General features: G+C 71.2%; 28 protein-coding genes. 12 read left to right on the top strand and 16 right to left on the bottom strand.

The genetic code is table 11. The features are described from left to right. The first annotated feature begins 68 nt into the window (after positions 1–68). Both ACGFIO_RS08865 and ACGFIO_RS08860 read left to right on the top strand, forming a co-directional pair. Positions 69–521, top strand: coding sequence for a GNAT family N-acetyltransferase (locus tag ACGFIO_RS08865; protein ID WP_392824355.1), 453 nt, complete (start codon positions 69–71; stop codon positions 519–521). A 103-nt stretch (positions 522–624) separates the two neighbouring features. Further along, positions 625–849 (top strand): hypothetical protein, encoded by a 225-nt coding sequence (locus ACGFIO_RS08860; RefSeq protein WP_392823932.1) that lies wholly within the window; start codon positions 625–627, stop codon positions 847–849. A gap of 171 nt (positions 850–1,020) precedes the next feature. On the opposite strand, the gene ligD is transcribed toward ACGFIO_RS08860, so the two are convergent. The 3 genes from ligD to ACGFIO_RS08845 form a co-directional block, all read right to left on the bottom strand. After that, entirely contained in the window at positions 1,021–2,055 is a 1,035-nt protein-coding gene (gene ligD, locus ACGFIO_RS08855) for a non-homologous end-joining DNA ligase (RefSeq protein WP_392823930.1), read from the bottom strand. A gap of 64 nt (positions 2,056–2,119) precedes the next feature. After that, positions 2,120–2,632 carry a hypothetical protein gene (locus tag ACGFIO_RS08850; protein WP_392823927.1) on the bottom strand — a complete coding sequence of 171 codons (513 nt, stop codon included), beginning with the start codon at positions 2,630–2,632 and terminating at the stop codon, positions 2,120–2,122. 107 nt (positions 2,633–2,739) lie between these two features. Beyond that, positions 2,740–3,183 carry a hypothetical protein gene (locus ACGFIO_RS08845; protein ID WP_392823926.1) on the bottom strand — a complete coding sequence of 148 codons (444 nt, stop codon included), beginning with the start codon at positions 3,181–3,183 and terminating at the stop codon, positions 2,740–2,742. A gap of 68 nt (positions 3,184–3,251) precedes the next feature. Here ACGFIO_RS08845 and msrB point away from each other — a divergent pair, with 68 nt between their 5' ends. Further along, entirely contained in the window at positions 3,252–3,665 is a 414-nt protein-coding gene (msrB, locus tag ACGFIO_RS08840) for a peptide-methionine (R)-S-oxide reductase MsrB (RefSeq protein WP_392823923.1), read from the top strand. Between the two features lie 28 nt (positions 3,666–3,693). Here msrB and ACGFIO_RS08835 read toward each other — a convergent pair whose 3' ends face one another. Further along, complete coding sequence (locus tag ACGFIO_RS08835) at positions 3,694–4,467, bottom strand: class I SAM-dependent methyltransferase (RefSeq protein WP_392823921.1); 774 nt, start codon at positions 4,465–4,467, stop codon at positions 3,694–3,696. 52 nt (positions 4,468–4,519) lie between these two features. Between ACGFIO_RS08835 and ACGFIO_RS08830 the strand changes: the two genes are divergently transcribed. Next, positions 4,520–5,086, top strand: a complete 567-nt coding sequence (locus ACGFIO_RS08830; protein ID WP_392823919.1) for a TetR/AcrR family transcriptional regulator — start codon at positions 4,520–4,522, stop codon at positions 5,084–5,086. Between the two features lie 474 nt (positions 5,087–5,560). Here ACGFIO_RS08830 and ACGFIO_RS08825 read toward each other — a convergent pair whose 3' ends face one another. The 4 genes from ACGFIO_RS08825 to ACGFIO_RS08810 form a co-directional block, all read right to left on the bottom strand. Then, positions 5,561–5,785, bottom strand: a complete 225-nt coding sequence (locus ACGFIO_RS08825) for a hypothetical protein (protein ID WP_392823916.1) — start codon at positions 5,783–5,785, stop codon at positions 5,561–5,563. Positions 5,786–6,059: 274 nt separating this feature from the next. Further along, on the bottom strand, positions 6,060–6,719 hold the full coding sequence (locus ACGFIO_RS08820; protein WP_392823915.1) for a TetR family transcriptional regulator: 660 nt from the start codon (positions 6,717–6,719) through the stop codon (positions 6,060–6,062). Positions 6,720–6,773: 54 nt separating this feature from the next. After that, complete coding sequence (locus ACGFIO_RS08815) at positions 6,774–7,688, bottom strand: diacylglycerol/lipid kinase family protein (protein WP_392823912.1); 915 nt, start codon at positions 7,686–7,688, stop codon at positions 6,774–6,776. A 249-nt stretch (positions 7,689–7,937) separates the two neighbouring features. Continuing rightward, positions 7,938–8,516: a GAF domain-containing protein gene (locus ACGFIO_RS08810; protein ID WP_392823909.1), complete on the bottom strand. Its 579-nt coding sequence runs from the start codon at positions 8,514–8,516 to the stop codon at positions 7,938–7,940. A gap of 483 nt (positions 8,517–8,999) precedes the next feature. On the opposite strand from ACGFIO_RS08810, the gene ACGFIO_RS08805 reads away from it, so the two are divergent. From ACGFIO_RS08805 to ACGFIO_RS08775, 7 genes are all read left to right on the top strand, one after another. Continuing rightward, the gene (locus ACGFIO_RS08805; protein ID WP_392823906.1) at positions 9,000–9,677 is read left to right on the top strand and encodes a sigma-70 family RNA polymerase sigma factor; all 678 of its coding nucleotides are present in this window, start codon (positions 9,000–9,002) and stop codon (positions 9,675–9,677) included. Further along, a complete protein-coding gene (locus ACGFIO_RS08800) occupies positions 9,674–10,447 on the top strand; it encodes an anti-sigma factor family protein (RefSeq protein WP_392823903.1) in 774 nt (257 codons plus the stop codon). The genes ACGFIO_RS08805 and ACGFIO_RS08800 overlap by 4 nt, the downstream gene beginning before the upstream one ends. Positions 10,448–10,659: 212 nt before the next feature. Further along, positions 10,660–11,373 (top strand): hypothetical protein, encoded by a 714-nt coding sequence (locus tag ACGFIO_RS08795; protein WP_392823901.1) that lies wholly within the window; start codon positions 10,660–10,662, stop codon positions 11,371–11,373. 231 nt (positions 11,374–11,604) lie between these two features. After that, positions 11,605–12,327, top strand: a complete 723-nt coding sequence (locus tag ACGFIO_RS08790) for a DUF4142 domain-containing protein (protein ID WP_392823899.1) — start codon at positions 11,605–11,607, stop codon at positions 12,325–12,327. 102 nt (positions 12,328–12,429) lie between these two features. Then, on the top strand, positions 12,430–13,656 hold the full coding sequence (locus ACGFIO_RS08785) for a Pecanex-like protein 1 (protein ID WP_392823896.1): 1,227 nt from the start codon (positions 12,430–12,432) through the stop codon (positions 13,654–13,656). A gap of 364 nt (positions 13,657–14,020) precedes the next feature. Further along, positions 14,021–14,923 carry a DNA-3-methyladenine glycosylase family protein gene (locus tag ACGFIO_RS08780; RefSeq protein WP_392824353.1) on the top strand — a complete coding sequence of 301 codons (903 nt, stop codon included), beginning with the start codon at positions 14,021–14,023 and terminating at the stop codon, positions 14,921–14,923. Between the two features lie 66 nt (positions 14,924–14,989). Next, entirely contained in the window at positions 14,990–16,279 is a 1,290-nt protein-coding gene (locus ACGFIO_RS08775; protein WP_392823894.1) for a hemolysin family protein, read from the top strand. On the opposite strand, the gene ACGFIO_RS08770 is transcribed toward ACGFIO_RS08775, so the two are convergent. Together ACGFIO_RS08770 and ACGFIO_RS08765 are read right to left on the bottom strand one after the other, a co-directional pair. Beyond that, complete coding sequence (locus ACGFIO_RS08770; RefSeq protein ID WP_392823891.1) at positions 16,233–16,655, bottom strand: nitroreductase/quinone reductase family protein; 423 nt, start codon at positions 16,653–16,655, stop codon at positions 16,233–16,235. The two genes, ACGFIO_RS08775 and ACGFIO_RS08770, sit on opposite strands and share 47 nt — an antisense overlap. Positions 16,656–16,690: 35 nt before the next feature. After that, positions 16,691–17,485 carry an SDR family NAD(P)-dependent oxidoreductase gene (locus ACGFIO_RS08765; protein ID WP_392823888.1) on the bottom strand — a complete coding sequence of 265 codons (795 nt, stop codon included), beginning with the start codon at positions 17,483–17,485 and terminating at the stop codon, positions 16,691–16,693. A gap of 63 nt (positions 17,486–17,548) precedes the next feature. Between ACGFIO_RS08765 and ACGFIO_RS08760 the strand changes: the two genes are divergently transcribed. Further along, positions 17,549–18,292, top strand: a complete 744-nt coding sequence (locus ACGFIO_RS08760; RefSeq protein WP_392823886.1) for a helix-turn-helix domain-containing protein — start codon at positions 17,549–17,551, stop codon at positions 18,290–18,292. Between the two features lie 104 nt (positions 18,293–18,396). On the opposite strand, the gene ACGFIO_RS08755 is transcribed toward ACGFIO_RS08760, so the two are convergent. Genes ACGFIO_RS08755 through ACGFIO_RS08730 form a run of 6 tightly spaced genes read right to left on the bottom strand, consistent with a single transcriptional unit; the run spans position 18,397 to position 25,443 of the window. Further along, positions 18,397–19,206, bottom strand: a complete 810-nt coding sequence (locus tag ACGFIO_RS08755) for a hypothetical protein (RefSeq protein WP_392823883.1) — start codon at positions 19,204–19,206, stop codon at positions 18,397–18,399. 4 nt (positions 19,207–19,210) lie between these two features. Next, positions 19,211–19,597 (bottom strand): hypothetical protein, encoded by a 387-nt coding sequence (locus ACGFIO_RS08750; protein ID WP_392823881.1) that lies wholly within the window; start codon positions 19,595–19,597, stop codon positions 19,211–19,213. Next, positions 19,594–20,874, bottom strand: coding sequence for a WXG100 family type VII secretion target (locus tag ACGFIO_RS08745; protein ID WP_392823879.1), 1,281 nt, complete (start codon positions 20,872–20,874; stop codon positions 19,594–19,596). The genes ACGFIO_RS08750 and ACGFIO_RS08745 overlap by 4 nt, the downstream gene beginning before the upstream one ends. Then, positions 20,871–21,836 carry a hypothetical protein gene (locus ACGFIO_RS08740; protein ID WP_392823876.1) on the bottom strand — a complete coding sequence of 322 codons (966 nt, stop codon included), beginning with the start codon at positions 21,834–21,836 and terminating at the stop codon, positions 20,871–20,873. The genes ACGFIO_RS08745 and ACGFIO_RS08740 overlap by 4 nt, the downstream gene beginning before the upstream one ends. Continuing rightward, on the bottom strand, positions 21,833–24,319 hold the full coding sequence (locus tag ACGFIO_RS08735; protein ID WP_392823875.1) for an AAA family ATPase: 2,487 nt from the start codon (positions 24,317–24,319) through the stop codon (positions 21,833–21,835). Before ACGFIO_RS08735 ends, ACGFIO_RS08740 begins: the two co-directional genes overlap by 4 nt. Beyond that, positions 24,316–25,443: an exonuclease SbcCD subunit D gene (locus ACGFIO_RS08730; protein ID WP_392823873.1), complete on the bottom strand. Its 1,128-nt coding sequence runs from the start codon at positions 25,441–25,443 to the stop codon at positions 24,316–24,318. Before ACGFIO_RS08730 ends, ACGFIO_RS08735 begins: the two co-directional genes overlap by 4 nt. Positions 25,444–25,507: the final 64 nt, after the last annotated feature.

The raw sequence follows: 25,507 nt of genomic DNA, 5'->3' as shown, positions 1-25,507 counted from the left end.
CCGGTCATCGTGCCCGGTCACCGCCACTTTCCGGCTCAGCCGACAGGGCGTGTCAGGATGGCCGCGTGTTGACCTTTCGCGAGGCCGGACGGGCTGACGTACCGGTGATCCTGTCCCTGCTGGCCGACGACGACGTGAGCCGGGCCCGCGGCGGTGCGGTCTCGGAGGCGGCCGACGCGGCCCATTGGGCGGCCTTCGAGGCCATCGACGCTGATCCGCACAACGAACTGATCGTCGCCCTCGACGGTGACCAGATCGTTGGAACGTTCCAGCTGACCTTCACGCCGTCGCTGAGCCGGGGCGGCGCCACCCGGATGACCATCGAGGCGGTACGCGTCCGCTCCGACCGCCGCGGCGGTGGCCTGGGCCGCGAGATGATGGCCTGGGCCCTCGACCGCGGTCGGGCCCGCGGCGCCCGGATGGCCCAGCTGACCAGCGACAACAAACGCCTGGCGGCACACCGCTTCTACGCCGCCCTGGGCTTCGAGTCCACCCATGTGGGGATGAAACGACCTCTCTGACGGAACCGCCGGCCAACGCCGCCCAGGCTGGGTAGAGTCCGACTCGTCCGGATCCGCGCTGTTCTGTCATGCCCGGAGAGGCGAAACCATGTACCCGTACCCGATGACCACCGCCGCCGAGCTGCGCCGCGACGAGCTGCTCCGCCAGGCCGAGCAGTCCCGGCTGGTGGCCCAGGTCCGCGACCCGCACCAGCTCCGCCACCGGATCGGCGACGCCCTGATCCGGGTCGGCCGCCGCCTGGCCGACGAGCCGCCGGCCCCGGCCAGCCCGGTCAGCCGGCGCCCCCAAGGCCCGGCCCGTAACCGCCCACGTGGCCGCACCGCCTGACCGCCCCAACCGCCCACCGTCGCAACACCGCCCGGGCCCACCGCCGGTTCTCGTGGTGGTAGCCGAGCGTGGCTTCCGCCGGCGGAATACCGCCCGGGCCTACCACTGGGGTTTTGGTTGGTAGGGCGGCGCGGTGTTTGGGCGCGATATGCCGCCCGGGGCTACCACCGGTCAGGGGTTGTCGGTCCAGTTGGCGGCGTTCTTGCGGCTGGGCTGGACGCGGGGTGGTTCGCCGGGCATTTTCGGGTGATCGGGCGGGTAGGGCATGTCGCCCTGGCCGTTGGCCTCGTCGCGCTGGGACCACTCCAGGAGCGGGGTGATGTCGTAGGCCTCGTCGTCGATGGCGGCGTGGGCGTCGCCCTTCTCGGCGATGCGCTTCGGGACGGTACGCAGGTCGAAGTCGTCCGGTTCCACGTCGGGGAGCTCGTCCCAGGTGACCGGGGTCGAGACGGTGGCCCGGGCGTTGGCCCGCAGCGAGTACGCGCAGGCGATCGTGCGGTCGCGGGCCATCTGGTTGTAGTCGATGAACACCCGCTCGCCGCGCTCCTCCTTCCACCACGACGTGGTGATCAGGTCGGGGCGGCGGCGTTCGGCCTCGCGGGCCAGAGCGATCGCGGCCCGGCGGACCTCGATGAACGTGAACTCGGGTTTGATCCTGAGGTAGACGTGCACGCCACGGCCGCCGGAGGTCTTGGGGAAGCCGGTCCAGCCCAGGTCGGCCAGGACCTCACGGAACACGCCGGCGGTGGCGATCACATCGCCGAAGTCGGTGCCGGGCTGGGGGTCGAGGTCGATGCGCAGCTCGTCCGGGTTCTCGGTGTGTGAGCTCCGGACCGGCCACGGGTGGAACACGACGGTGCCCATCTGTGCGGCCCAGGCGACGTGCGCGAGGTCGGCGGGGCAGAGCTCGTCGGCCGTACGCGTCGACGGGAACTTGATCTTTGCCGTTCGTACCCAGGGCGGTACGCCGCGCGTGGGGATCCGCTTCTGGAAGAACATCTCGCCCTCGATGCCGTCCGGGAAGCGTTGCAGCGTCGTCGGTCGGTGGCCGAGCGCGCGCATGATGCCGTCGCCTACGGCCAGGTAGTACTCGAAGACGTCCCGCTTGGTGTAGCCCGGACGTGGGAAACACACCTTGTCGGGGCTGGTCAGCCGCACCTGGTGGCCCGCGACCTCGATCTCTTCCGCCTGCGCCTTCGCCGCCATGGGCAGACCATATGACAGAACCGCCCGGCCTTGTGGCCAGGCGGTTCCGGACATTCCGTGGCGGTCAGGCCTCGCGACGGCGGCGGGTGTACCAGACGGCCAGGGCGCCGCCGGCCAGCAGCACCGCGCCGACGCTGATCATGGTGCCCATCGGCGGGCCGGTCAGCGGGAGCGTGCCGGCGTTGACCCCGCCCGACGGCGGGACGGTCTCCGGCAGTTCGCCACCCGGCGGGACGGTGTCGGTGCCACCGCTCGGCGTGGTCTCACTCGGCGCCGGGGTCGGGCTCTCCGAGCCGTACCCCTGGTTGCCGCGGTCGTCGTCATTGCCTCCGGCAGTCGCGTTGTCGTTGGGGACGGCCGTGGTCGGCGCGGCCGCGCCGCCGCCGTAGCCGTCGCTGTCCGGGTCCGCGCTGGCGTCGCACTTCGAGCGCTTCTCATCCGGGTTGCAGGTCGGCGTGGCCATCACGGCCGGCCGTCCGGCGTTCGCCGACCCCTCACCGGTCGCGTAGGCGGGCGTCCCGGCGAAGGCCAGGGCGGCGAGGGCAGTGACGCCGACCGCGGGGAGTCCAGCGGCCAACCGGCTCAAGCTCATCAGGGAAAGTCCGTTCTGTTGCGGTAGGTCGGATTGAGTTCCCGGGGAGTTTAACCACTAATGTCGGGTTTGAGGCAAACCTCCCCGGCGTTTCAGCAGGGGACTCCACCGATGCTGTGACTGCGCCACAGGTGGGAGAGAGCCGAGACCTTGAGGTCGAACTGCGGGTCGGCGGCGAGCAGGCCGTCACCGCTGTACGGCGCGGCCAGCTGCATGCTCGCGCCCGAGACCAGATAAACGGAGACGACGGTACGCGCGCCGCGCCGCTCCGCCCGCAGATCCACGACGTGGTCCCAGGGCTCGTGCCCGCCCGCCGTACGGATGCCGCGGGCGTCGATCCGGGTGCCGCGCCGGGCCATCAGCAACCCACCGGTGAGCCCCGCCGCCAGCGAACACCCCAGCAGCGCGAACCACAGGGTGCGCGGGACGGGCGTGGTCAGCAGCGCGCCCGCCGCACCGGCCAGGGCGACCAGCACGCCGAGGGAGAGCCCGCGCCGGAGAGCTTGCTGCCACGTGGGAGTGAAGGCTGCTTCCATGGGGTGCCCAACGAGGCGCTCCGGCCGGCGGGCCGCACGGCCGGTGCGACCGACGTACCGTTGGGGGTATGGCATCCGACGAGCCCACCACCCTGCCCACCTCCGACGAGCAGTGGCGCGTACGCCTCAGTCCGGCCGAGTTCCGGGTGCTCCGCCAGGGCGCCACCGAACCGGCCTTCACCGGGGAATACGTGGACACCAAGACCGCCGGCACGTACGAGTGCCGGGCGTGCGGCGCGCGGCTCTACAACAGCACCGACAAGTTCGACAGCCACTGCGGCTGGCCGTCCTTCGACGACGCCATTCCCGGCGCCATCAAGGAGATCGACGACCTCAGCCACGGCATGGTCCGCACCGAGATCCGCTGCGCCAACTGCGACAGCCACCTGGGCCACGTCTTCCGCGGCGAGATGATGACCGCGAAGGACACCCGGCACTGCGTCAACAGCATCTCGATCAAGCTCGACCCGGCCGGCGCCTGAGGCGTGTTTCACGGCCCGGCCAGGGCCGTCAGCGGCGGCGGGCGGACACCGCGACAGTCGTGAAGCGGACCGTGAAGTCGGTGATCCGGGTGGCCAGGTCATCGAGGATCGCGGTCCGGGTCGCGGCCGGCAGGCGGGTCATGCCGCCGGTCGTCGGCAGCATCTCGAGCAGTCCCGCCCGGGTGTAGTCGCGGTCCCAGGACTCGCGCCACTCCTCCGGCGCGTGAAAGGCGCCGGTCGCGGCCATGCCCTCGCCGGCCGTTCCCGCCATCGACCGATAGAGGTCGATGGCCGGGCGGTCGAAGAACGCGGGCGCCTCTGGCCCGAACCGGCGGAACGCGTCGGCCAGCACGCCGGCGACCTCGGGCGGCGGCTGGAAGACGTTCCACAGCACGGTCAGCCGGCTGCCCGGCCGCAGCACCTCGGCCGCCTTGACCGCACCGGCAGACGGATCGATCCAGTGCCAGGCCTGCGCGGCCACCACCGCGTCGAAGACCCGGCCGCCCGTTTCCCACTCCTCGAACCGGGCCACTTCGACCTCGGTGCCGCCGGCCCGGGCCAGCTCGGCCATCCGCTCGTCGGGCTCGACGCCGAGCACGGTGCAGCCGGCCGCCCGGTACTGCCGGGCCGCGATACCGGTGCCGATGCCCACGTCGAGAAGGCGGAGCCCAGGCGTGGCGGCGTCGACGATGCGGTTGATCATGTCGGTCGGGTAGTCGGGGCGGGCCCGGTCGTACTGCTCGGCCGTCGACCCGAAAGACTCGGCCACGTCACGGTGCTCGTGCGGCGGTAGGGTGGGCATGCGCCCACTCTAGTGGGCACGCGCCCACTCAAGCCAGAGGGAGGGTGCGGCCATGCCGACCGGAGTCGCCATCCGAGACGTACGGGAGCATCTGTTCGGCGCGGCCGAGCGGGTCCTCCGCCGCGCCGGCGTGAACGCCCTGACCAGCCGGGCCGTCACCACCGAGGCCGGCGTGGCCAAAGGAGTGCTGCACCGGCACTTCGCCGACTTCGACGCCTTCCTGGCCGAACTCGTCCTCGACCGCATCGCCGGCCTGGCCACCCGCCGCGCCGCCCTGCTCGAACAGGCCGGGCAGGGCACCGTCGAGGGCAACCTGGCCGCCGCGCTGCGCGACATCTTCGGATCGGTGGCGGGCGCGATGCTGAGCCTGATCATCGCCCGCGACGAACTACGGAGCCGGCTCCGGGCCGCCGGCCTGACCGGCATCCCGATGGCCGCCGACGCCATGCAGATGATCATCGCGTACCTGACCGAGGAGCAGCGGGCCGGCCGGATCGCGGCGGACGCCGACGTCGCGTCGATGGCGCTGATGCTGGTCGGGTCGGGTCATCTGATCGCCGCCTCGGAGGAGGACGACTTCGACCGGGTGGTGGCCGCGGCGTTGCGGGCGGCCGGGTGAACGGGCGGGCCGTGGATAGTTGGCGAGTTCGCCACGGTGACGCCCCACCCCGTGCCGGGGTGGGAATCCGTGCCCTGTACGGCTCTTGAGGGCAGTATGAAGCGCCCGTCGGGGGAGGGGCGGGCCGCCGATAAGCGCGACCCACCCTGCGGTCGACACCCGCCGACCGCTGAGCCTGGTGCCGATTCTCGTGCTGGCCACTTCATCACGCTGCCGGGCGGGCTGGAGGAAGCGGCCATCTTTCGTCGCATCGCGCTGCCCCTGGCCCGCCCGGTCCTGGGCGCGGTGGCCATCTTCACCATTCTGCGCGGCTGGAATCTCTGCCTGGGGCCGATCGTCTTCATCGGCGCGTCACGGTCCGCTGTGGAACGTGCGGCTGTCAGCGGCGTCGATGACAGCGATCCCGGTGCTGATCGTCTTCGTGATCGCACAGCGCCAGGTCGTCGAAGGCCTGGCGTACACCGGGTTGAAGAGTCAGAAGATGGCTGCGGCCAGGGTGACCACGAGGGCGGCGGTGCCCATGGTCAGCACGACGGTGTGCCGCCAGGCCGTGCGGCGGGTGGCTTTCACCGCGCGCTTCACGTCGCGGTGTTCCCGCCAGGCCGCGTGCGTGCGGCCGGCGCGGTAGCCGACGACCAGGACGGTCGCGGCGGTGATCAGGGAAGCCAAGCTCAGTGCCGAACTCTGGTGGAGCGACATCGCGGACCCCCTCGAGATGCGTAGCGCCTTTCGAGTCAGTGTGCGGTCTGACCGCGCCGTTTTCCAGGGGATTGATGGTCTTAAAAGACCATAAAGACCCCGCATCGGTACGCTTCACCTGTCGCTTTCTTGACACCGTCCGCAGGTGCCGAGCTCTGAGCCGGCCGCCCGGAAGACAACGCGGACAGGCCGCCGCAGCGCATCGCGATTCCCGCTCCGCTCCGGGGATGAGGCGCACCGGGGTGAGACGTGCCGCGGGCGCAGGATCCGCAGGTCATCGGGGCTCGGTCGCGGCGAGCGTGTGAAAGCACGGGCGGAGCAGGTCGATGATCCGCTCGGGGTCGGCATCGGCCAAGGGACCGAGTTTGAGCAGATAGCGCTCGATGATGACGCCGTGGACGATGGCGCTCAGGACGGCTGAGCGGAGGTCGGCGTCGGGCGCCGGGATCGCGGCGGTGATCGGGCTCAGCTGGGCCTCGGCCATCGCCCGGTAGCGGCCGGCGGCGTCGGCGTTGGTGAGCATCGAGCGGAGCACGGCCAGCGACGCCTCGGGTTCGTCGACCAGGCGCTCGGCCAGGGACGCGAGGAGGACGTCGGCGGCGGGGGTGCCGGGTGGGACCTCGGCGGTGGTCGGTGGCCGGGTCATCGCGTCGGCCCCGCTCTCGGCCGTGTCGGTAGCGCCGGCCTCGCTCTCGGTAGCGCCGCCCTCGGCCGCGCCAGTCGCACCGGTCGCGCCGGTCGCGGTCTCGGCCGTGGCCTGCGCGAAGAGGGCGTCCTTGCTGCCGAAATAGTGCATGACCAGGCCGGCGTCGACCTCGGCGGCGGCGGCCACGGCGCGGATCGTGGTGCGGTCGTAGCCGACGGCGGCGAACAGGTGGCGGGCGGCGGCCAGGATGCGGGCCTCGGTGCGGCGGCGTTGTTCGGCGCGCTTCATCGCGTCACTCTACGGGCGTTGACCGGGGCCACGGTTCGTCCGACCGCGACAACCTCAGCCCGCTTCCGCCGATCGAGGCTCGCGCTGGCCAGGGACACAGATCTTCACGGCGTGGGGTACGACCTTGGCGGTCAGGTGCTTCGCCTTGTCGCGGGCGCCGCCGTCCAGCTCGTACTCGAGTTTGCCGGCCAGGGTGATGTCGACCTTGCGGGCCCGGGTCATCCGGACGAACGGTGACGAGTCGGAGCGGCCGACCGCCATCGTGCCCAGCGCCCGCGCCCACTCCAGCGCGCCCTGGGCGGTCGCCACGCCGACGTCGAGCCAGCCGTCGTCCGGTTTGGCGTCGTCGAAGGCGTGGATGCCGCCGGTGATCGTGCCGACGTTGCCGATCAGGACGCAGGACGCCTCGTCGTCGAACCACGGGTTGCCGTCGATTGTCACCTTGGCCCGCGGGGCTTCGCCGTTGACGTGGCGCAGGCCGGTCCAGACGTACGCGAGCTTGCCCAGCCGATCCTTCAGGTTGCGGTCGGCGTCCCGGATCATCGCGCCGTCGAAGCCGATGCCGGCCATCACCGCGAAGTGTTCGCCGTTCAGTTTGCCCAGGTCGACCCGGCGGCGTTCGCCGGTGAACGCGACCTCGACCGCGCCGGCCAGGTCGGGCGGCACGCCGAGGTTGGTGGCGAACAGGTTGCCGGTGCCGGCCGGAATGATCGCGAGCGGCGTCGAGGAGCCCGCCACCACGTCGATGGTCCGCTGCACCATGCCGTCGCCACCCCAGACGACGAGCAGGTCGGGCTTCTTCTTCAGCGCTTCGCGTACCCGTTTGGGGGCCTTCTTGCTCTTCGGCACCTCGTACCAGAGCAGTTCGTCGACGTCGTGATCGGTGATCCGCCGGCGCAGTTCGTCGAGGCCGCCGTCGAGCGTCTTGCGCGCGTGGGCGACGACCGCGACCCTTCGTGGTGTCCGCATGGGACCGACGCTTACCCGCAACCCCGGAAATCTACGCAAGGCAGATCCATGTCGTAGCCGGGTGGGTGGTGCAGACCGCTGCTCCCGCCGAGGTCGCTTCGCTCCACGTGCGTGAGCGGTCGTGCTTCAAAGGCCCAGTGGTAGTCCTGGGCGGCATCCGCTCGTTGCGCGTGCGTGAGCGGTCGCGCTTCAAAGGCCCGGTGGTAGCCCAGGACTACCACCGGGTTGTGCCGTTGCGCGTGACGGGACCTAGTTGACGGTTTGGCGCATGCGCTGCTCGGCGGCGGCGCTGCGGATCACCATGAGGCGCAGTTCGAGCTCGTCGGAGACCATCTGGGCCAGGTGCTCGAGGGCGCGCAGCTGCCGCGGGGTGGCGTCGCGCGGCCGGTTGTCGATGACGTTGACCGTGCCCAGGCGGTACCCGTCGTGGGTCTTGATCGGCGCGGCGGCGTAGAAGCGCAGGCCGAGCTCGCCGCGGACCAGCGGATGGTCGAGCGTACGCGGATCGACGGCCGCGTTGTTGATCACATAGACGCCGTCCCGCTGGACCACCGACGCGCACAGGCCCGGCTCGTTGCCGACCTGGCGGACGCCGACCAGACCGGTGCACGCCGCCAGCCAGACCCGGTCCTGTTCGACCAGCGACACCGTGGCGATCGGGGTGTCGAAGATCGCGCCGGCCACGAACGCGATGCGGTCGTACGCGTCCTCGACCGGCTGATCGACCAGGCGGTAGCGTCGGACGGCGGCCAGCCGCGCCTGCTCGTCGGCCCCGACGGTGTCGAGGTACTCGTAGGCACTCGAGGACACCGGGCTGCTGTTCGTCATCGGTGCACCTCCCTCACGCAACGATCTCTTCTGATCACCGTGAGCTTAGTGAAGGACCGGGGGCGTGCCGCAATGGCCCCGGCTCACCGATTCGGCCTCGATGGGCTCCGACCGGCCGAAAGTCGCACACCGGGTGAGTTGTCGCGGGTCCCGGCGGTGGGCAGATCGCCGAGGCTCCGCTACCGTCGGGCACGCCCGTTCCCGTCGCCCCGGGTGTGGTGCAGCGCAGTGCGACGCCGTGGCAACGCTGAGGTACTCAGCTAACGCCGGGCGCGCAGAAGTGAGTAAGATTCGCCTGCCCCACCGCGCATATCGGTGCAGATGGATGATTTGTCGTCATTCATGGCCCAGACTTCCGCCCCCCGGAGGAACGTTGTTCGTCGCTACTGCGGAACCTTTAGAAATTCTTGCGTCCGCGTTGATCCCCGCTGGGCACCGCACCCGTAATGAGGGTGACGGGGTTGGCACCGGCAGGAGGAATCGATGCATGCGTCAGTCATGGAGCGACGTGCACCGGGCGAGGTGCACGGCATGACGGGACGAGGTTCCGGTGGTCGGTGGCAGGCTCTCGACGGAGGCGGCGGTGCGGAGAATGATGGTGCGGTGATTCCCCGACAGGCCCCGCGACACGGTTCGGCAGCCGGCACGGATCATGAGGACACGCTGGTCAAGATGCTCTACGAGGAGCATGCGGGCCCGCTTCTGATGTTCGTGCTGCGGCTCACCGGCGGCGACCGGCAGCGTGCCGAGGACATCGTGCAGGAGACCCTGCTGCGAGCCTGGCGCAACGCACACCGGCTCGGCGCTCAGGGGCAGCAGTCGCTGCGGCCCTGGCTGGTCACGGTGGCGCGGCGGATCGCGATCGACGATCACCGCAGCACCAGCGCCCGCCCCCCGGAGACGTACGACCGCGAGCTGGAGAGTTTTCCCAGCACCGCGGACGACACCGATCGGGTGCTGCAACTGATGACGGTCACCGACGCGCTGAAGACGCTCAGCCAGTCGCATCGGGAGATCCTCGTCGAGACGTATTTCCGCGGCCGGACGGTTCCGGAAGCGGCGGAGGTGCTTGGTCTGCCGTTGGGTACGGCCAAGTCACGTGTGTACTACGCTCTGCGGGCTCTGCGTACGGCCCTGCAGCAGCGGGGGGTGACGGAATGACGCAGGAACAGCACTTCGATGTGGCGGCGTACGCGCTCGGGATCCTCGACGAGCACGACGCCGGCCGGTTCGAGGACCATCTCATCGACTGCCCGGCCTGCGCCGTCGAGCTGGAGTCGTTTCTCCAGGTCGCCGACATACTGGCCGATGTCGACGCGGACGCGCTGGTGGCCACCGAGGAGTCCCGCAAGGACGGCCTCGTCCTCAAGAAGATGATCCGTACGGTCAGCGGCGAGCGACGGCGGGCCAACAGCCGGCGGCTCTACTCGCTGGCCGCGGCGGTGGTCATCTTCGCCATGCTCTCGGTCGGGGCCCTGTTCGCCGGGGCCCGCTGGTTGGCGCCGGAGTCACCGCAGAGCCCGCAGGCGGCCGGCGGCCCGACCCAGCTCGACCCGCTTCCACCGAACAACAGTGGCACCGGTATCGGTGGCACCGAACTGGCCGGCGAGCGGGTCGGCGGCACCGACTCCCGGACCGGCGTCCGGCTCGACGCCGGGCTCGAGACCAAGGACCTGGGCACCCAGGTGCAGTTCGCGGTGTCCAACATCAAGGGGCCGAAGACGTGCCGGCTGGTCGCGATCCGGACCGACGGCGGCACCGAGGTGCTCTCCAGCTGGACGGTGGGCGAGAAGGGCTGGGGTACCGCCCAGCGTCCGGAGCCGCTGGTGATGTCCGCGGTGACCGCGCTGCCCAAGGAGAAGATCGCGCATCTCCAGGTGCAGGAAGTGACCGCCAGCGGCAGTTCGCCGACCCTGGTGACCACTCCGTAACCCACAGCGATTCAGCGAGGCCCGGCCGTGATCACGGCCGGGCCTCGTCGTATTTCCGGCCGGCCGAGTCCCATACATACGGATCACGGCGCCGGACGGTTCAAACAAAAAACAAGGAAAATTGAGCCGCTTCCCGTTCAACCGCTCGCGCGCTGCCCGCGTACTACTGCGCGGAAAAGGCAGACGGAAACTCAGACGGTGGAGGACCCGAAGTGACACCGGAGAAGCGAAAGTTGATGGTCGTCGGCGCTGCGATCACCGCGGCGCTCACGCTCCCTGGCTGCGCCCCGGCCGGTTACAACTCGTCGGCCACCGACGGTAGTGGTGGCGTCGCCCCCGCGGCCAACGCGGTGGACACCACGCCGGAGCCGACCGGAGAGCCGACCGGTGAGCCCACGGGCGAACCGACGGGTGAGCCGACCGCGGACCCGACGTCGACCGCCGACAAGGCCGGCAAGCTGAGCGGCGACGACGTCACCAGCGAGCTGACCGGGACCACGGTCAAGCGCATGGGCAAGGTCGTGGTGAACCAGGAGGGCTTCGTTCTCTACCGCTTCGACGGTGACAAGAACAAGCCGGAGGCGGCCACCAACTGCGAGGGCGACTGCGCCAAGGTCTGGCCCCCGGCCCTGACCGACGGGAAGCCGGAGCTCAAGGGCGTCGACGCCAAGCTGGTCGGCACGGTCACCCGCAAGGACGGCAGCAAGCAGATCACGATCGACAAGTGGCCGGTCTACACCTACATCGGCGACAAGAAGGCCGGTCAGTGGAAGGGCCAGAACGTCGGCGGTAAGTGGTTCGTCATCGAGCCGACCGGCAAGAAGAACCTGACCTGCCTCCCGCCCGTCTCCAAGCCCGTCGCGCCGCCGTCCTCGGACGACAAGGGTGACGCCGCCGGCGGCGCTGGATCCGACTACAGCTACTGAGCGTGACAATCGGGCATCGTCCGAACGGATGATGCCCGAGGGTTCAACACCGCTCCCATAAATCTTTTTTAGGCCGTTCCTAAGTGTTCCGCATTTCCGCTCGACGGCATTGCGAATCACCGATCAACGCTTCTACGGTTCTTACCGGATTCTTTGTCGGAGGTGTTTCTTCAGATGATTGCCGCTCGCTTGCCGCGCCGGTTCTCCCGCTGGCTCGTAAGCATTTCGGCGATGGTTCTGACGCTACTGTCGGTACCCGTCGCGGCACAGGCCGCGGACGTGCCGGTTCCGATCCCGTCGAGCAGCAACCAGCCGGAAACCGGTAATGGTGAGGTATCGGCGGCCGACCGGGACTTCCTGGTGAAGGTTCGGATGGCCGGGCTCTGGGAGATCCCGGCCAGCAACATGGCGCAGACGAAGTCCAAGGACCCACGGATCCAGGCGGTCGGCAAGTCCATCGGCGCTCAGCACGTGACGCTGGACAAGGCCGACGTCAAGGTGGCCAAGCAGCTCGGTGTGGCGCTGCCGGCCCGTCCCTCGGACGAGCAGCAGGGCTGGATCGACGAGATGGCGGCGGCGAACAACACCACGTTCGACCAGATCTACATCGACCGCCTGCGGGCGGCCCACGGGAAGATCTTCCCCGCCATCGCGACGATCCGGGCGAGCACGCGTAACGACTCGGTCCGGAAGCTGGCGCAAGAGACCAACCAGTTCGTCATGACCCACATGACCCTGCTGGAGAGCAGCGGGCTCGTTCAGTACGGCGCGTTGCCGACGGCGGCTCCGCCGGCGGCAGCGAAGGGCCCGGTTCCGGTGGACCAGCAGATGCTGGCGGCCGCGTCCGGATCCGGAGGCGTCACCGGCATCAACACCTCAGTGATCCTCATGGTCCTGGCGGCGGCCCTCGTCGCCGGTGTCATCACCACGATGCGCATCCTCCGAGCCCGGTAGGAGCGTCAGCGAACCGACCTGGCCAGCCGACCAGGCCGTACGTATCACCCCCTCGGCCGGCACCCACCGCCGCCACGTGTGTTCAAGAAAGGTGTTCCTCAGATGCGAAGGTCTCAGTACCGGCGCGCAACCAAGGGCCCGAAGTGGCTCACCGGCAAGCGGCGCCTCATCGCCGCGGCCGCCACCATCGTGGCGTTCGGTGCGATTGTCACTGTCACACAGGTGTCGGACGCGTCAACCAAGCGGTCTACCGACCGCGCGCTGGCCGCGTGTGACCGGATCCAGGCCCCGCGCTCGTCGAAGCTCTCCTCGGAGACCAAGAAGGGCACCTACAAGCAGGGCAAGGTGACCCAGCACTCCGACGACGGCGCCAGCGACGTGCCGAGCACGCAGACGCTGCGCGACCGGTGCCGTCGGTGGGTCATGCAGAACGCCGGTAACAACACCGGTGGCGGCAAGCCCCAGCCGAGCCAGAGCGGCAACACCAACGCCGGTGGCGGCCAGAACGGTGGCGGTCAGACCGGCGGCGGCCAGACCGGCGGCGGTCAGAACAACGGCGGCGCACAGACCCCGCCCCCCGGGGCCGGCCTCGACATCCTGGCCCGGGACTGCAGCAAGAGCCAGCTCCAGGAGCACGACGGATTCCAGAACGGCAACCGCTGCGTCACCACCGAGTTCGGTGAGGTCGGTACCGAGCAGAACAACCCGACGCTGCTCATCACCGAGCACCCCGACCAGGTCAACGTGGGTGAGGCGTTCACCATCAAGGTGAGCACCCGGAACATCATCCGGGACCGGTTCCTCGCGGCCGGCCAGGGTGGCTACTACGTGGAGAGCTCGATCCTGCAGAACGGCATCGTCCGTGGTCACTTCCACACCGCGTGCCGCGTCCTGCAGAGCACCAACGCCGCCCCCGACCCGGCCCCGGCGCCGGACTTCTTCGTGGCGACCGAGGACAGCAAGGGCAGCGCGACCCCGGACACCGTGGACATCAACGTCCCGGGTCTGAAGACCGCCGGCACCCAGCAGTGCTCCTCGTGGCTCGGTGACGGTTCGCACCGCATCCCGATGATGCAGCGCGCCAACCAGACCCCCGGCTTCGACTCCTTCCGCCTCGAGGTCGGCAACGGTGGCGGCAACGGTGGCGACCAGCAGCAGGGTGGCCAGCAGCAAGGTGGCCAGCAGCAGGGTGGCGACCAGCAGCAGGGCGGCCAGCAGGCCGGCGACCAGCAGCAGGGTGGCGACCAGCAGGACGGCCAGGACCAGCAGGCCGGTGACCAGCAGCAGCAGGGTCAGCAGCAGCAGCAGAACGGCCGCCGGCGCGGCTGAGGCCGTACCCCGTCACAACTGAACACGCGGAGCGCTGTCGCGAACTCCGGGACTCCGAACCCTGGCGGCCGGGCATGGGCCTTGAGCAAGCCCCGCCCACCGCCGCCGGGACCCCCCGTCGGAAATCCGGAAACCGCCGTCCACCCCCCTGAGGACGGCACCCGCGGCAGTCGGCCCGGACACGGAAACGGCTGACGAAAGGAGGCGCGGGACCACGATCGGGTCGAGCACGCAGCTCCGGCACCGGCGACGCGGACCTACTCGGGTGTTCGCCGTCGCCTCCGATGGCCCTGACTGGGAGCGCAGTCAGGGCCATCGGCATGTCCGGGCAGCGCGTCGGTTGTGGGAGAGTGGATCGGTGAGTGTGGAGGTGACCCGGCGGCTGGCCCTGCCCGAGCGCTATCACCTGGCCGGCACGGTGGGGTCGCTGATCGCGACCAAGGGTGACCCGTGTGCGCGGCTCGACGGCAACGACTTCTGGCTGGCCGCGCGTACCCCCCAAGGAAGCGCGACCCTGCACCTGGCCCGCACCGGCACCGAGATCGTCGCGACCGGCCACGGGCCGGGCGCGGCCTGGCTGATCGACCACGCCGACGCGATCGCCGGGCTGCGCGACGAGGTGGAGGACTGGCCGGCCATGGCGGCGCGGCACCCGCTTATCGCCCGGCTGGCCAAGACCTTCGCGGGGGTACGCATGCCCGCCAGCAACCTGCTCTTCCACCGGGTGCTCCGGGCCGTCCTGGAGCAGAAGGTCACCGGCAAGGAGGCGCACCGGGCCTACCGGGCGACGATCCGGCACTTCGGCGAGCCCGCCCCCGGACCGGGCGGCCTGACCCTCCCACCCGACCCGGCCGCGGTGGCGGCCACGCCGTACTGGGTGTTCCACCCGTTCGGCGTGGAGCAGCGGCGGACCCAGGCCCTGCTGCGCGTGGCCGCGGTCGCCGCGCGGCTGGAAGCGTGCGCGGACAGCGCCGAGGCCACCCGCCGCCTGACCGCCCTGCCCGGCATCGGGGTCTGGACCGCGGCCGAGACGGTACGCACCACCTACGGCGACGCGGACGCGGTCAGCGTCGGCGACTACCACATCCCCAACACGGTCGCCTGGGCGCTGGCCGGTGAGGCCCGCGGCACCGACCAACGGATGATCGAGCTGCTCGAACCGTTCCGTGGCCACCGCGCCCGGGTCTGCGACCTGCTCGCCTCCGGCGGCATCGGCGCCCCGAAGTTCGGCCCGCGCATGCCCGTGCGGTCCTTCGCCCGCTTCTGACCGACCTTTCGGTAGCGTGTGCCCTTCGTGATCCTTCCCATTCGAGCCTGAGGGTGTGCTGCTGACATGGGTGGAACAGGCGGCGAGATCGTCCTTGTTCTCGTTCTGGTGCTGGTCAACGCCGCCTTCTCGGGCAGCGAGATGGCGCTCGTCCAGCTCCGCGAAAGCCAGGTGCAGCGGCTGGAGAAACAGTCCCGGCGCGGCCGGGTGCTGGCCCGGCTCTCCCGTGACCCCAACCGGTTCCTGGCCACCATCCAGATCGGCATCACGCTGGCCGGCTTCCTGGCGTCGGCGGCGGCCGCCGTCTCGCTCTCCAAGCCGCTGGTCAAGCCGCTCGGCTTCCTCGGCGCGGCCGCCCCGCCGACCGCGATCGTGCTGGTCACCATCGCGCTGACCTTCGTCACGCTGGTGCTCGGCGAGCTGGCGCCGAAACGGATCGCGATGCAGCGGGCCGAGGGCTGGGCGATGCTGGTGGCCCGCCCGCTGGACGTCATGTCGGCCATCTCCCGCCCGATCGTGTGGCTGCTCGGTGTCACCACCGACGTCGTGGTCCGGCTGGCCGGCGGCGACCCGAACGCCAAACGCGAGGAGGTCAGCACCGAGGAGATCCGCGACATGGTCGCCGCCCAGCAGGAGTTCTCGGCCGAGCAGCGGACCATCATCAGCGGCGCCTTCGAGATCGCCGACCGGATCCTGCGGGAGATCCTGGTGCCCCGCCGCGACGTGCTCAGCCTGCCCACCGGCTCGCCCGCCGGCGAGGCGCTCAAGCTGCTGATGGACAGCGGCCACTCGCGGGCGCCGGTGGTCGGTCCGGCCGGCCTGGACGACGTGATCGGCGTGGTGCACCTGCGCGACCTGGTGGCGGCCACCGGCCCGGTGGACGAGCTGGCCCGCCCCGGCCTCTTCCTGCCCGAGACGCTGCGGGTCTCCGACGCGCTGCGCCAGCTCCGGGTGGAACGCCAGCAGCTGGCCATGGTGGTCGACGAGCGCGGCGCCATCGACGGCATCATCACGATGGAGGACCTGGTCGAGGAGATCGTCGGGGAGATCTACGACGAGACCGACCGCGATGTCGAAGCGGTGGTCCGCGAGGACGACGGCGCCCTGCTCATGCCCGGATCGTTCCCCATCCACGACCTGCCCGACCTCGGTTTCGAGGGCGAGTCGCACGAGGACGCCGACTACACCACGATCGCCGGCCTGGTGCTGGCGGCGCTCGGCCACATCCCCACCGCGCCCGGCGAGGTGGTCGACCGGCCGGAGTTCACGGCCGAGGTGGTCGAGGTCACGGGCCGGGCGATCACCCAGGTCAGGCTGCGTCCGACGCCCCGGGACCCGGAGCTGGACGAGGACTGAGCAGCCGGAACTCCGTACGCCGGAGCAGCTTGAGCACGGCCGCGGCCGGATAGCCGAAGGCGCGCATGCCGGCCGCGGTGGGATAGTCCTCGATCCGGATGATCTCGTGTTCGCGGCCGCCGTCGACCACGACACAGCCGCCGGCCGCGATCACGTTGCGATACCAGGAGACGTCGGGGCCGTAGGTCAGCTCGGCCACGAAGTCGTCGCCGGCGCGGGCCAGCATGAGTGGCGTCTCGTACACCCGGCCGGTTTTGCGCCCCACGTGTCGCACCAGCGAGAACGGCCCGATCCCGACCCGGGCCAGCCGCTTCGTACCCCGGTTGAGGGTGTTCTTCAAAAGCTGGAGCCAGACCTTGCGTACGCCGCCCGCCATCGCCGCCTCCCGAACTCATCGCGTGATGAATTACCCTACGCCCGAGTCGACAGGGCGCGCCAGGCGTCCCAGGTCCGCAGCCGCTCCTGATAGGCCCCCGCGGCGATCGGGTACGGGTAATCGCCCAGGAACAGGCGCAGCGGCGGCTCCTCGGCATCCACCAGCTCGAGGATGACGTCGCTGGTCAGCGCCGGATCACGCGGTGCCCGGGCGGTGGCGCCGGCGCGGCGGGCGGCGCGGATCGGCTCGTACGCGGCGATCGGCTCGGTGTGCACGGCCGACGACCCCGACCAGTCGGTGCCGTACGGTCCCGGCTCGACGATCGTCACCCGGACGCCGAGCGGCCCGACCTCCTGGGCCAGCGCCTCACTCATCCCCTCCAGCGCCCACTTCGAGGCGTTGTAGAGGCTCAGCGTCGGGAAGCCGACCAGGCCACCGATGCTCGACACCTGAAGCAGGTGGCCACCCGGCCGGGCCCGCAGGAACGGCAGCGCGGCCTGAGTGACCCAGAGCGCGCCGAAGAAGTTGGTGTCGAGCTGAGCCCGGGCCTGCTCCTCGGTGACCTCCTCGAGCATCCCGAACAACCCGTACCCGGCGTTGTTGACCACCACGTCCAGCCCGCCGAAACGGGTGGCGGCCCGCTCGACGGCCGCCTGGACCGCCGCCCGGTCGGTCACATCCAGCCGCAGCGGCAGAAAGTCGTCGGAAGGCGCCGGGAGCGTCTCGATGGAGCGGGCGGTGGCGGCGACCCGGTCGCCGCGTTTCCGGGCGGCCTCGGCCCAGAGGCGGCCGAAGCCGCGGGAGGCGCCGGTGATGAACCATGTCTTCATGGCTCCACCGTGCGCCCGCCGCCCGGAGGCAACCAGAACCCCCGCGGGGTTACCCTTCGGGCGATGACCCTGCTCGGCGACTTCCTCAAGGCCCGGCGCGGCCGCGTCCAGCCGCCGGACGCCGGCTCGCGTGGCCGGCGACGGGTCACCGGGCTGCGCCGGGATGAGCTGGCCGGGCTGGCCGGGCTCAGTGAGCCCTACCTGACCCGGCTGGAACAGGGCGTCGACCGCAATCCGTCGGCGCAGGTGCTCGCCGCGCTGGCCCGGGCCCTGCACCTGGACCCGGACGAGACCGCGCACCTCTTCCGCCTGGCCGAGCCCCCCTCCGCTCCGGCCGGCGTCGCCCCGGTCGACCTGCAGCAGCTGCTCGACTCGTGGCCGGCCAGCGCCGCGTACGTGCGGAACCGCCGTTTCGACGTGGTGGCCGCCAACAAGGTCGCGATGGCCCTGGCGCCGATCTACGGGCCCGGGCGCAACCTGGTGCGCGACATGTTCCTCGACCCGGCGGTTCGCACGTTGTTCCCCGACTGGCCGACGGTCGCGGCCCAGACGGCGGCGGCCCTGCGGGCCGAGGCGGACCTCCGCGACCCCCGCGTGGTGGCGCTGGTCGACGAGCTCTCACCGAACGACGACTTCCGCCACCTGTGGGAACGCCACGACGTGCGCCCGACCCGCGACGAACGCAAGGAATTCGACCACCCGGTGATCGGCCGCCTCTCCCTGCGCCGTCAGTCCCTGACCGCCGCCGGCGCCGAGGACCAGGTGATCATCGTCTACCAGGGCGACGACCTGGCCCGCCTCGCCTAGTGTGTTTCACGACCCGGCCGAGGCCGCGGCGTGGCCGGGTCATGAAACACGCCTTAGGCGCGCTGCCCTTCGGGGCCTCGCCTCGCATTGGGCTGATCCACCAGTCAGCGTTCCCAGCGCAGGTTCACGTAGTCGTAGGCGTGGACGAACCCGGCCCGGAGCAGATTGTCCAGCGACGTGACCCGCCGGCCCGGCTCCGGCGCGGCCGTCTCCGACACCACCCAGCGGCAACCGGCCTCCGCGGCGGCGGCCACCCGGGCCGCGATCAACGCCGACTGCGCCCCTCGGGACCGGCGCGAGGCGATCGTGGCGCCGCTCTTCAGCACACCGGTCGGGCCGTCCACGAACAGCACCCCGCAGGCGACCAGCTCGTCGCCGTCCCACGCCCCGAACCGGCGGCTGCCCCGATGCCGGAAGGTGGCGCCGAGCACGTCACCCAGCAGCGGCGGCGGTTCGTCGAACGGGTCCAGCACCACCCGCAGCCACCGCTCCTCGTCCTCGGCCGAGACCGGGCCGACGCGCAGACCCGTCGGCGCTCCGGGCACGCGGCCCGCCGCCCGCACCACCTTGACCGTCGCCGGTTGCGGCGTCAGCCCGCGCGCCGCCCCCAGCCCCGCCGGCACCACCGACGGCGCGAACTTGAGCGTGGCACTCGACGCACCGGCCGCCCGGAACACCTCGATGATCCGATCCAGAACCTCTTCGGTGACCGGCTCCCCGAACCCCGACGCCCGGTTGAACAACGCGTGGCCGTCGTCGCGCAGAGCCAGAACAGTCCCGTCACCGACCGCGGCGGCCGTCATCCCCAGCCGCTCACGCACCCCGACCGGCGTCGCCTCGGCGATCGCTTTGAGGTACGCGCCCTCGACGGCTTCCAAGGCCCTGACCGGTGGTATCTCGTTCGTCGAGCTCACCGCCTCAGGACATGAGGCGGACGGCCGGCTCGACCAGGGCATCGAGAACGTCGTCGGCCACGATCGGCATGATGTAGTGGCGGCGGCGGATCAGCTCGAGCAGCTCGGGCGGCGGCGTGACCTGATGCCACTCGACGTAGTAGGCGAGGTCGTCCCGCCACATCCAGTCGCCGTCGGTCAGCACGCTCGGCCCGCCCAGCACCTGCCGGCTCGGGTCGAAGACGTCGTCACTGATATCCATGAAATCGAGCAGGCGATGGCCGGCACGCAGATAGGCGACCACCCGGTCCGCGTCCGGCAGCGGTGACGCCAGCACGTGGTCGGTGATGCTCGGCTGTGGCTCGTCCTGCTTCACCCGGCCGAGCTCGGCGAACATCCCGGCTGTCCTCATCGCCCGCTCCTCGGCTCGAACGTCACCCACGTGCCACCGTCCCGAATCGTCGGCTCGAACGTGCCCCGGCCACGGCCCGGCACACCGACAGCGTTGGTCGGTGCCATCACCGGGACCCCGAGGGCATCGGCGACCTGCTGACCGGCCGGTACCACGCCGGGGACGTCGGAGCGGCCGGTATGGCAGGACACGAGCCGCACTGGTCCGCCATCGTAATGCGGGTCGTTTCGGATGGCATCGGCGATCTGCTGGGGGTGGGTAAAGTTGGCCGGGTGGTGGTGCCCGTCCGCGCCGGTGTAGCCCGGCCGGAAGAGCCCGTTCGGTTCACCGTGTACGACGACGTCGTGGTAGCCGGGCAGCGGGCGTACCGCGTCGAAATTGCGCATGGTGCTGACGTCGTAGCCGATCGCTGTCGCGCCCTCGCGGTGGTAGATCGGGTCGCCGGCGGCGAGATGGCTGTTCGGCGGACGGGTCGGCGGCTGCGGGCGTTCCCCGGCCCCGCGCCAATCAGCACGGCGGCCCATGTCGTCCATGCCGCGGGACTGGTGGAGGCGGCGGATGTTGTCGGCGAGGCGGTGCATGGCGTCGCCGAGTTTGCGGAGGCTGGCGATCAGGGACTTGAGCCAGTGGGCGATGCGCGCGCCCCACGCGGCGCACAACGTGGTGACCTGCTCGGCTACCACCGGAGTGGCCAGGCCGGCCGTGGCCAGCAGCTCGGCGGCGTAGGTGATCAGGCGGGAGACGACGGTGGCGACGGCGTCGCGGACCATTGTCCGGACGGTGCCGATCAGCAGGCCCGCGCCCTCGGTGATCAGGGCCATGCCGTCGGCCGCGCGGGCCAGGGCGGTCAAGGTCTGCGTCCTGCGGTCGGCCCAGGTCTGGTAGGCGTCGGCGGCCGCGCCCGTCCACTCGCTGACCTGGAAGCGGGCCGCGCGGATGAGGTCGTCGGCGTCGGTGCGGAGGCTGCCGGCCACGTTGCGCCAGGTCTGGGCGTGGGCGGCGATCTGGGCAGGGTCGCCGGCCAGCCAGTCGAGCGCCTCCGACAGCGGCCTGACGTGTTCGATCAGCCAGGCGATGCCGTACTGCAGGAGGCCGCCGATGGGGTCGGAGATGAACGCCAGCGCGTCCAGGCCGGCGCTGACCGCGCCGAGGGTGCCGTCGATCCAGCTGCCGGACTGGACGCCGTGGACGATCTGCTCGATGTCCTCGGCGATCCAGACGCCCGCCCAGGGGCTCGGTCCGGTTGACGATGGGGCCGCGACCAGCGGGTTGGTCATCGGCGGGTGAGAGCGGTGGACAAGGTCAGGGCGCGGTGCAGCACGCGGGCGTCGCCGAGCATGCCCCGGAGGCGGCGTTCCAGGCCGGCGATCGGGATCAGATTTTGCGGGGCGCGCGGATCTTTGTAGGCGGACGAGGCGAACCGCGGGACCGTCACCGCGGACACGTCGGCCAGGTCGACGGCCTGCTCGACGGTGAGGTCGGGGGAGCACTCGAGGCGGACGATGCCGGCCCACGGCGCTCCGCTGCTGCCGGGCAGGCGGAGGTACCAGCTCCAGGCGCCCCAGATCGAGCCGAGCTTGAACAAGGGAGTGCGCTGGCTCGGACGCAGGGCGGTCACGACGCCGGTGAGCTGGGCCGACAGGTATTGGCGCTGCTGGGTTTTGACGTAGCCGATGGTGCGGGGGAGCTGGCGGCGGCTGCGGAGCGGCCCGTCGACCACCAGGAGGTCGTCCGGCTCGCGGGCGGCGCCGGAGATCTCGATCTCCAGCTCGGTCAGCGGCGCCTGGACGGCCGCGGGGAGCTTGCTGACCTCGCCGGTGCCGCTGACCCGGCGGACCGTGTAGCTGACCGAGCCGGCCCGGACGTCGGTGGCGGACGGGCTGGCGGTGAACAGGCCGCGGCCGACCCGGGCGCCGGGCAGCAGTTCGGCCACTCCGTTGGCCAGGTCGCAGCGGACCACGCCGGCGCCGTACGAGGCGGCCAGCCCGGCGTACGAGGTGCCGTCGTCTTCGCGGGTCCAGAGCAGGGCGTCGTTGCGCCGCACCCCGTCGACCAGCAGCACGACGTCTGGTCGCTGGGCGCCGCGCTCGGCGTCGATCGGGGACCACTCGTCGTCGGGGACCTCGTGGTGGGTCTCGACCTGGGCTGTGCTGGGCGACGCGGGACCGTCGCCGCCACCGTCGCCCTCGAACGAGGCGCCGTAGGACGGGTCCCACGTGTCCACGTACATCGTGGTCAAAGGCCGACCCTTTCGACGTACGCCGTACGCGCGTCCTTGTGCACCTCGAACCGGACCGGCACCCGCTCGGCCAGGGAGTGCACGTGGGTGACGACCCCGACCATCCGGTCGCCTCGCGCGGCCAAGTTTTCCAAGGTCGCCGCGACCACGTCGAGGGTGGCGGCGTCGAGCGTGCCGAACCCCTCGTCGAGCACTATCGACTCCAGGCTGGCGGCGGTGGCCGACATGCCCGCGAGTTGCTCGGACAGGGCGAGGGCGAGGGCCAGCGACGCCTGGAACGTCTCGCCGCCGGACAGCGTGCGCACGCCCCGGCGCAGGTCGGCGTCGAAGTGGTCGACGACCCAGAACTCGCCCTTCTCGTGTACCAGGTCGTATTGTCCGCCGGTCAGCTCGCGCAGGATCCCGGAGGCGCCGTCGACCAGCAGGTCGAGTGCCTCTTCGAGCAGCCAGCGCTCGAAGTTGTTGGCCCGCAGGTGCCCGGCCAGCGACTTGGCCACCCGCACCTGCAGGGCCAGGCCGGCCCGCTGCGACGTCAGATCTTGGGCCTGCGTGCGCCGGTCGACCAGGCGCTGCCAGGTGGCGGCGGCCCGCTCGGCGGCGACGGCGGCGGCCCGGATCAGCACGGAGTCGTCACCCGGCGGAGAAGAAACGCCGGCCGACGTGAACAACGCGGCGACCGCGTCGAAGGCGGACCGGGTAGCGTCGCGCGCCGATGAAACCGCATCCTCGGCCGAGCCCAAGGACGTTGTCCGATTTGTCCGCTCGGTCGAGGCCCAGGCAACGAGGGCCGACCAAGCGGCCGCCAGGTCGTCGCGGTCCGCCGGCGGCGGTCCGAACCGGGCCACCGCGTCCCGCGTCGCGTCGAACGAGCGCCACGCCGACCGCTGCTGCTCCTCGGCCACGACGACCGCCCGCTGCGCCTTGCGCTGCGCCTCCCGGCTGGCCTTGACCCGCACACCCGCCTCCCGCAGGTGCTTCTGCAGCCGGTTGAGCTCGGCCAGCTGCTGCTCGACCGCGTCCACACCGGGCTTGTCGGCCAGCAGGGCGCGCACCTCGGCCAGGCGGGTCATGTGGTGCTCGAGCTGGGCGCGCTTGCGTTCCAGGTTGCTTTCCAGCTTGCGGGCCACGGCGTCGCGTTGCTTCCACGCCGCCTCGGCCACCTCGGCCGCGGCCCGGGCCGCCTTGCCGGTCGCCTCGGCCGCCTGCACCGCCGACCCCTCGGGCATCGCGGGCACGTCGGCCACCGTCTGCTCGCACACCGGGCAGTGGTCGCCGGCCCGCAGATGGGCGCGGAGCGCGACGGCCCGGTCGAGTTTCTGGGCCTCGGTGTAGTCGGCCCGGGCCTGTTCGAGCAGCTGGGTCGCGCCGGTGTGGGCGTGCTGGGCCAGCTCGGCCGCGGCCGCCGCGTCCTTGTACTCGACCTCGGCCACCTCGACCTCGCCGGCGAACCATTCGGCCTGGCCGCCCAGCCGGTCGAGCTCGGCGTGCCGGTCGAGCAGCAGCTTGAGCGAGCCCGGGTCGCCGGCCGCGGTCAGCTCGCCGCGGATCTTCTCTTCCCGTTCCTCGGCCCCGCGCACCTCGTCGGCCGCCACGGCCGCCGCCTCGCGGGCCTGGGCCACGGCCGCGACCAGCTCGGCGCTGCCGGACGGAGTGCGTACCCCGGTCAAGATCTCGACCTCGGCCCGCAGCGCGTCCCGGGTCTGGGCCGCGGTGGCCTCGCGCTGCCGGGTCTCGCGCAGGCCGGGCACCGCGGCCTCGACCGCCGTGGCCAGCTCGCGCATCCGGATCAGTTCGGCCTCGGCCGCGGCGACCGCCTCGTCGTCGGCGTCGACCAGCCCCTCCAGCATCTGGTCGATGGCGCCCAGCTTGGCCTCGGCCGTGGTCGCCCGCCCGGCCGCCCGCTGCTGCACCTCCTCGTAGACGTGCAGGCCGAGCAGGTTGACCAGGATCTGCTGGCGGGTGGCCGGCTTGGCGTGCAGGAAGTCGGCGAACTGGCCCTGCGGCAGCACGACGCAGCTGGTGAACTGCTCGTAGGGCAGGCCGACGGCGTCGATCACCGCCTTGTCCATCTCGGCCGGGGTGCCGGCCAGGACCTCGCCCAGGTCGTCCAGGCTCATCCCGGTGTCGAGCCGGGTCACGTCGAAGCCGGACGGCATCAGCTGCAGGCCGGCCCCGGCGGTCTTGACGTTGCCCCGGCCGTCGCGGCGGACCACCCGGGTGGCGACGTAGCGGTCGCCGGCCGACTCGAAGACCAGCCGGACCCGGGCCTCGGTGGCCGACGGGGACAGGGCGTTGACGATGCCGCGGGCGCCGCCCCAGCGCGGGACCGTGCCGTACAGCGCGAAGCAGATGCCGTCGAGCACCGTCGACTTGCCCGAGCCGGTCGGGCCGACCAGGGCGAAGTAGTCGGCGTCGGTGAAGTCGACGGTGGTCTCGTCGCGGAACACGGTGAACCCGGCCATGTCGAGCCGCAAGGGCCTCATGACGAAACCTCGTCGTAGATCTCGTCGAACAGCTCGCGGACGCCGTCCTCACCGGTGCCACGGCTGTCCAGGTAGTCGCCGAACAGCTGGCGCGGGGTGCGGCCCTGCCGCTGGGCCTGCGTGTTCTTGCGGTCGGGGACCATGTCGGGGTCGATACGCACCTCGAGCGCGTTCGGCAGCAACTCCTGCACGTCCTCTCGTAGGCCGGCCCGTGGGGTCTCGCGCACGAAGACACGGAGCCAGGCCTCGGGAAGGTTCACCTTCGACAACTGTTCCAAGGTTCCTCTGACCGTACGCAGCACCTTGGCCGACGTGACCGGCACGTCGCGGACCCGGGCGGCCTTGTCAGCCGACACGTCCACGATCGAGACGCCGCAGACGTTCTCCTCCTCGCCGAAGTCGATGGCCAGAGGGCTGCCGCAGTAGCGCACCGGCGCCGGGCCGACCACCTGCTGGGCGCGGTGCAGGTGGCCCAGGGCGACGTAATGCGCGTTGGTCGGGAAGATCGTGGCCGGGACGGCGTACCCCATGATGGTGTGCGCCTCCCGCTCGCCGCCACCGGTCGACGCGCCGACCACGGTCAGATGCGCGGTCAGCAGGTTGACCAGGCCGGGCTGGTCGAACGACGCGCTCAGGTGGGCGATCAGGCGGGCGAGATGGTCGGCGTACGTCTGCTGCGTCTCGGCCGCGCTCAGCTCGTACATCTCGGCGGCCCGGATCGCGTAGCGCTGGGACAGGAACGGCACCGCGACCAGCTGCCAGCCGTCGCCCTTGATCAGCAGATCCTCGGGGTTGCCGGACACACTGCCCCGGACGGTGATGCCGGCCGCCTCGGCCCAGGGGCGCAGCGCGTCCAGCGCCGGGCCGTTGTCGTGGTTGCCGCCGATCGCGACCACCTCGGCCCCGGTGCGGCGCAGGGCCGACAGCGCGCGGGTGACCAGCCGGGTCGAGGCCGGGGCGGGCGCGGCCGTGTCGTACAGGTCGCCGGAGACCAGCACCAGGTCGGGCTGCTCGCGCTCGGCGATCGCGATCACCTCGGCGAGGACCTGCTTGTGCTCCTCCTCGCGGTTCTGACCCTTGAGGACCTTGCCGACGTGCCAGTCGGACGTGTGGAGGATGCGCATCGGGCCACCTTAATCTCAGCAACCTTGCAGGGGATGTCGTCGCCGGTCGCACCGGCGCGGCCAC

The organism is Actinoplanes sp. NPDC049265, from assembly GCF_043197135.1.
In the GTDB taxonomy this organism is placed as follows: Bacteria; Actinomycetota; Actinomycetes; order Mycobacteriales; family Micromonosporaceae; genus Actinoplanes.
This window is presented reverse-complemented; position numbering and strand designations above follow the sequence as displayed.

Bases quoted from the DNA above. Each gene is read 5' to 3' on its own strand.
- ACGFIO_RS08735 (WP_392823875.1), bottom strand. From the start codon at position 24,319: ATGAGGCCCTTGCGGCTCGACATGGCCGGGTTCACCGTGTTCCGCGAC.
- ACGFIO_RS08790 (WP_392823899.1), top strand. From the start codon at position 11,605: ATGGTTCTGACGCTACTGTCGGTACCCGTCGCGGCACAGGCCGCGGAC.
- ACGFIO_RS08800 (WP_392823903.1), top strand. From the start codon at position 9,674: ATGACGCAGGAACAGCACTTCGATGTGGCGGCGTACGCGCTCGGGATC.
- ACGFIO_RS08745 (WP_392823879.1), bottom strand. From the start codon at position 20,874: ATGACCAACCCGCTGGTCGCGGCCCCATCGTCAACCGGACCGAGCCCC.
- ACGFIO_RS08730 (WP_392823873.1), bottom strand. From the start codon at position 25,443: ATGCGCATCCTCCACACGTCCGACTGGCACGTCGGCAAGGTCCTCAAG.
- ACGFIO_RS08765 (WP_392823888.1), bottom strand. From the start codon at position 17,485: ATGAAGACATGGTTCATCACCGGCGCCTCCCGCGGCTTCGGCCGCCTC.
- ACGFIO_RS08770 (WP_392823891.1), bottom strand. From the start codon at position 16,655: ATGGCGGGCGGCGTACGCAAGGTCTGGCTCCAGCTTTTGAAGAACACC.
- ACGFIO_RS08750 (WP_392823881.1), bottom strand. From the start codon at position 19,597: ATGAGGACAGCCGGGATGTTCGCCGAGCTCGGCCGGGTGAAGCAGGAC.
- ACGFIO_RS08805 (WP_392823906.1), top strand. From the start codon at position 9,000: ATGCATGCGTCAGTCATGGAGCGACGTGCACCGGGCGAGGTGCACGGC.
- ACGFIO_RS08760 (WP_392823886.1), top strand. From the start codon at position 17,549: ATGACCCTGCTCGGCGACTTCCTCAAGGCCCGGCGCGGCCGCGTCCAG.
- ACGFIO_RS08775 (WP_392823894.1), top strand. From the start codon at position 14,990: ATGGGTGGAACAGGCGGCGAGATCGTCCTTGTTCTCGTTCTGGTGCTG.
- ACGFIO_RS08845 (WP_392823926.1), bottom strand. From the start codon at position 3,183: ATGGAAGCAGCCTTCACTCCCACGTGGCAGCAAGCTCTCCGGCGCGGG.
- ACGFIO_RS08860 (WP_392823932.1), top strand. From the start codon at position 625: ATGACCACCGCCGCCGAGCTGCGCCGCGACGAGCTGCTCCGCCAGGCC.
- ACGFIO_RS08815 (WP_392823912.1), bottom strand. From the start codon at position 7,688: ATGCGGACACCACGAAGGGTCGCGGTCGTCGCCCACGCGCGCAAGACG.
- ACGFIO_RS08835 (WP_392823921.1), bottom strand. From the start codon at position 4,467: ATGCCCACCCTACCGCCGCACGAGCACCGTGACGTGGCCGAGTCTTTC.
- ACGFIO_RS08810 (WP_392823909.1), bottom strand. From the start codon at position 8,516: ATGACGAACAGCAGCCCGGTGTCCTCGAGTGCCTACGAGTACCTCGAC.
- ACGFIO_RS08820 (WP_392823915.1), bottom strand. From the start codon at position 6,719: ATGAAGCGCGCCGAACAACGCCGCCGCACCGAGGCCCGCATCCTGGCC.
- ACGFIO_RS08785 (WP_392823896.1), top strand. From the start codon at position 12,430: ATGCGAAGGTCTCAGTACCGGCGCGCAACCAAGGGCCCGAAGTGGCTC.
- ACGFIO_RS08825 (WP_392823916.1), bottom strand. From the start codon at position 5,785: ATGTCGCTCCACCAGAGTTCGGCACTGAGCTTGGCTTCCCTGATCACC.
- msrB (WP_392823923.1), top strand. From the start codon at position 3,252: ATGGCATCCGACGAGCCCACCACCCTGCCCACCTCCGACGAGCAGTGG.
- ligD (WP_392823930.1), bottom strand. From the start codon at position 2,055: ATGGCGGCGAAGGCGCAGGCGGAAGAGATCGAGGTCGCGGGCCACCAG.
- ACGFIO_RS08830 (WP_392823919.1), top strand. From the start codon at position 4,520: ATGCCGACCGGAGTCGCCATCCGAGACGTACGGGAGCATCTGTTCGGC.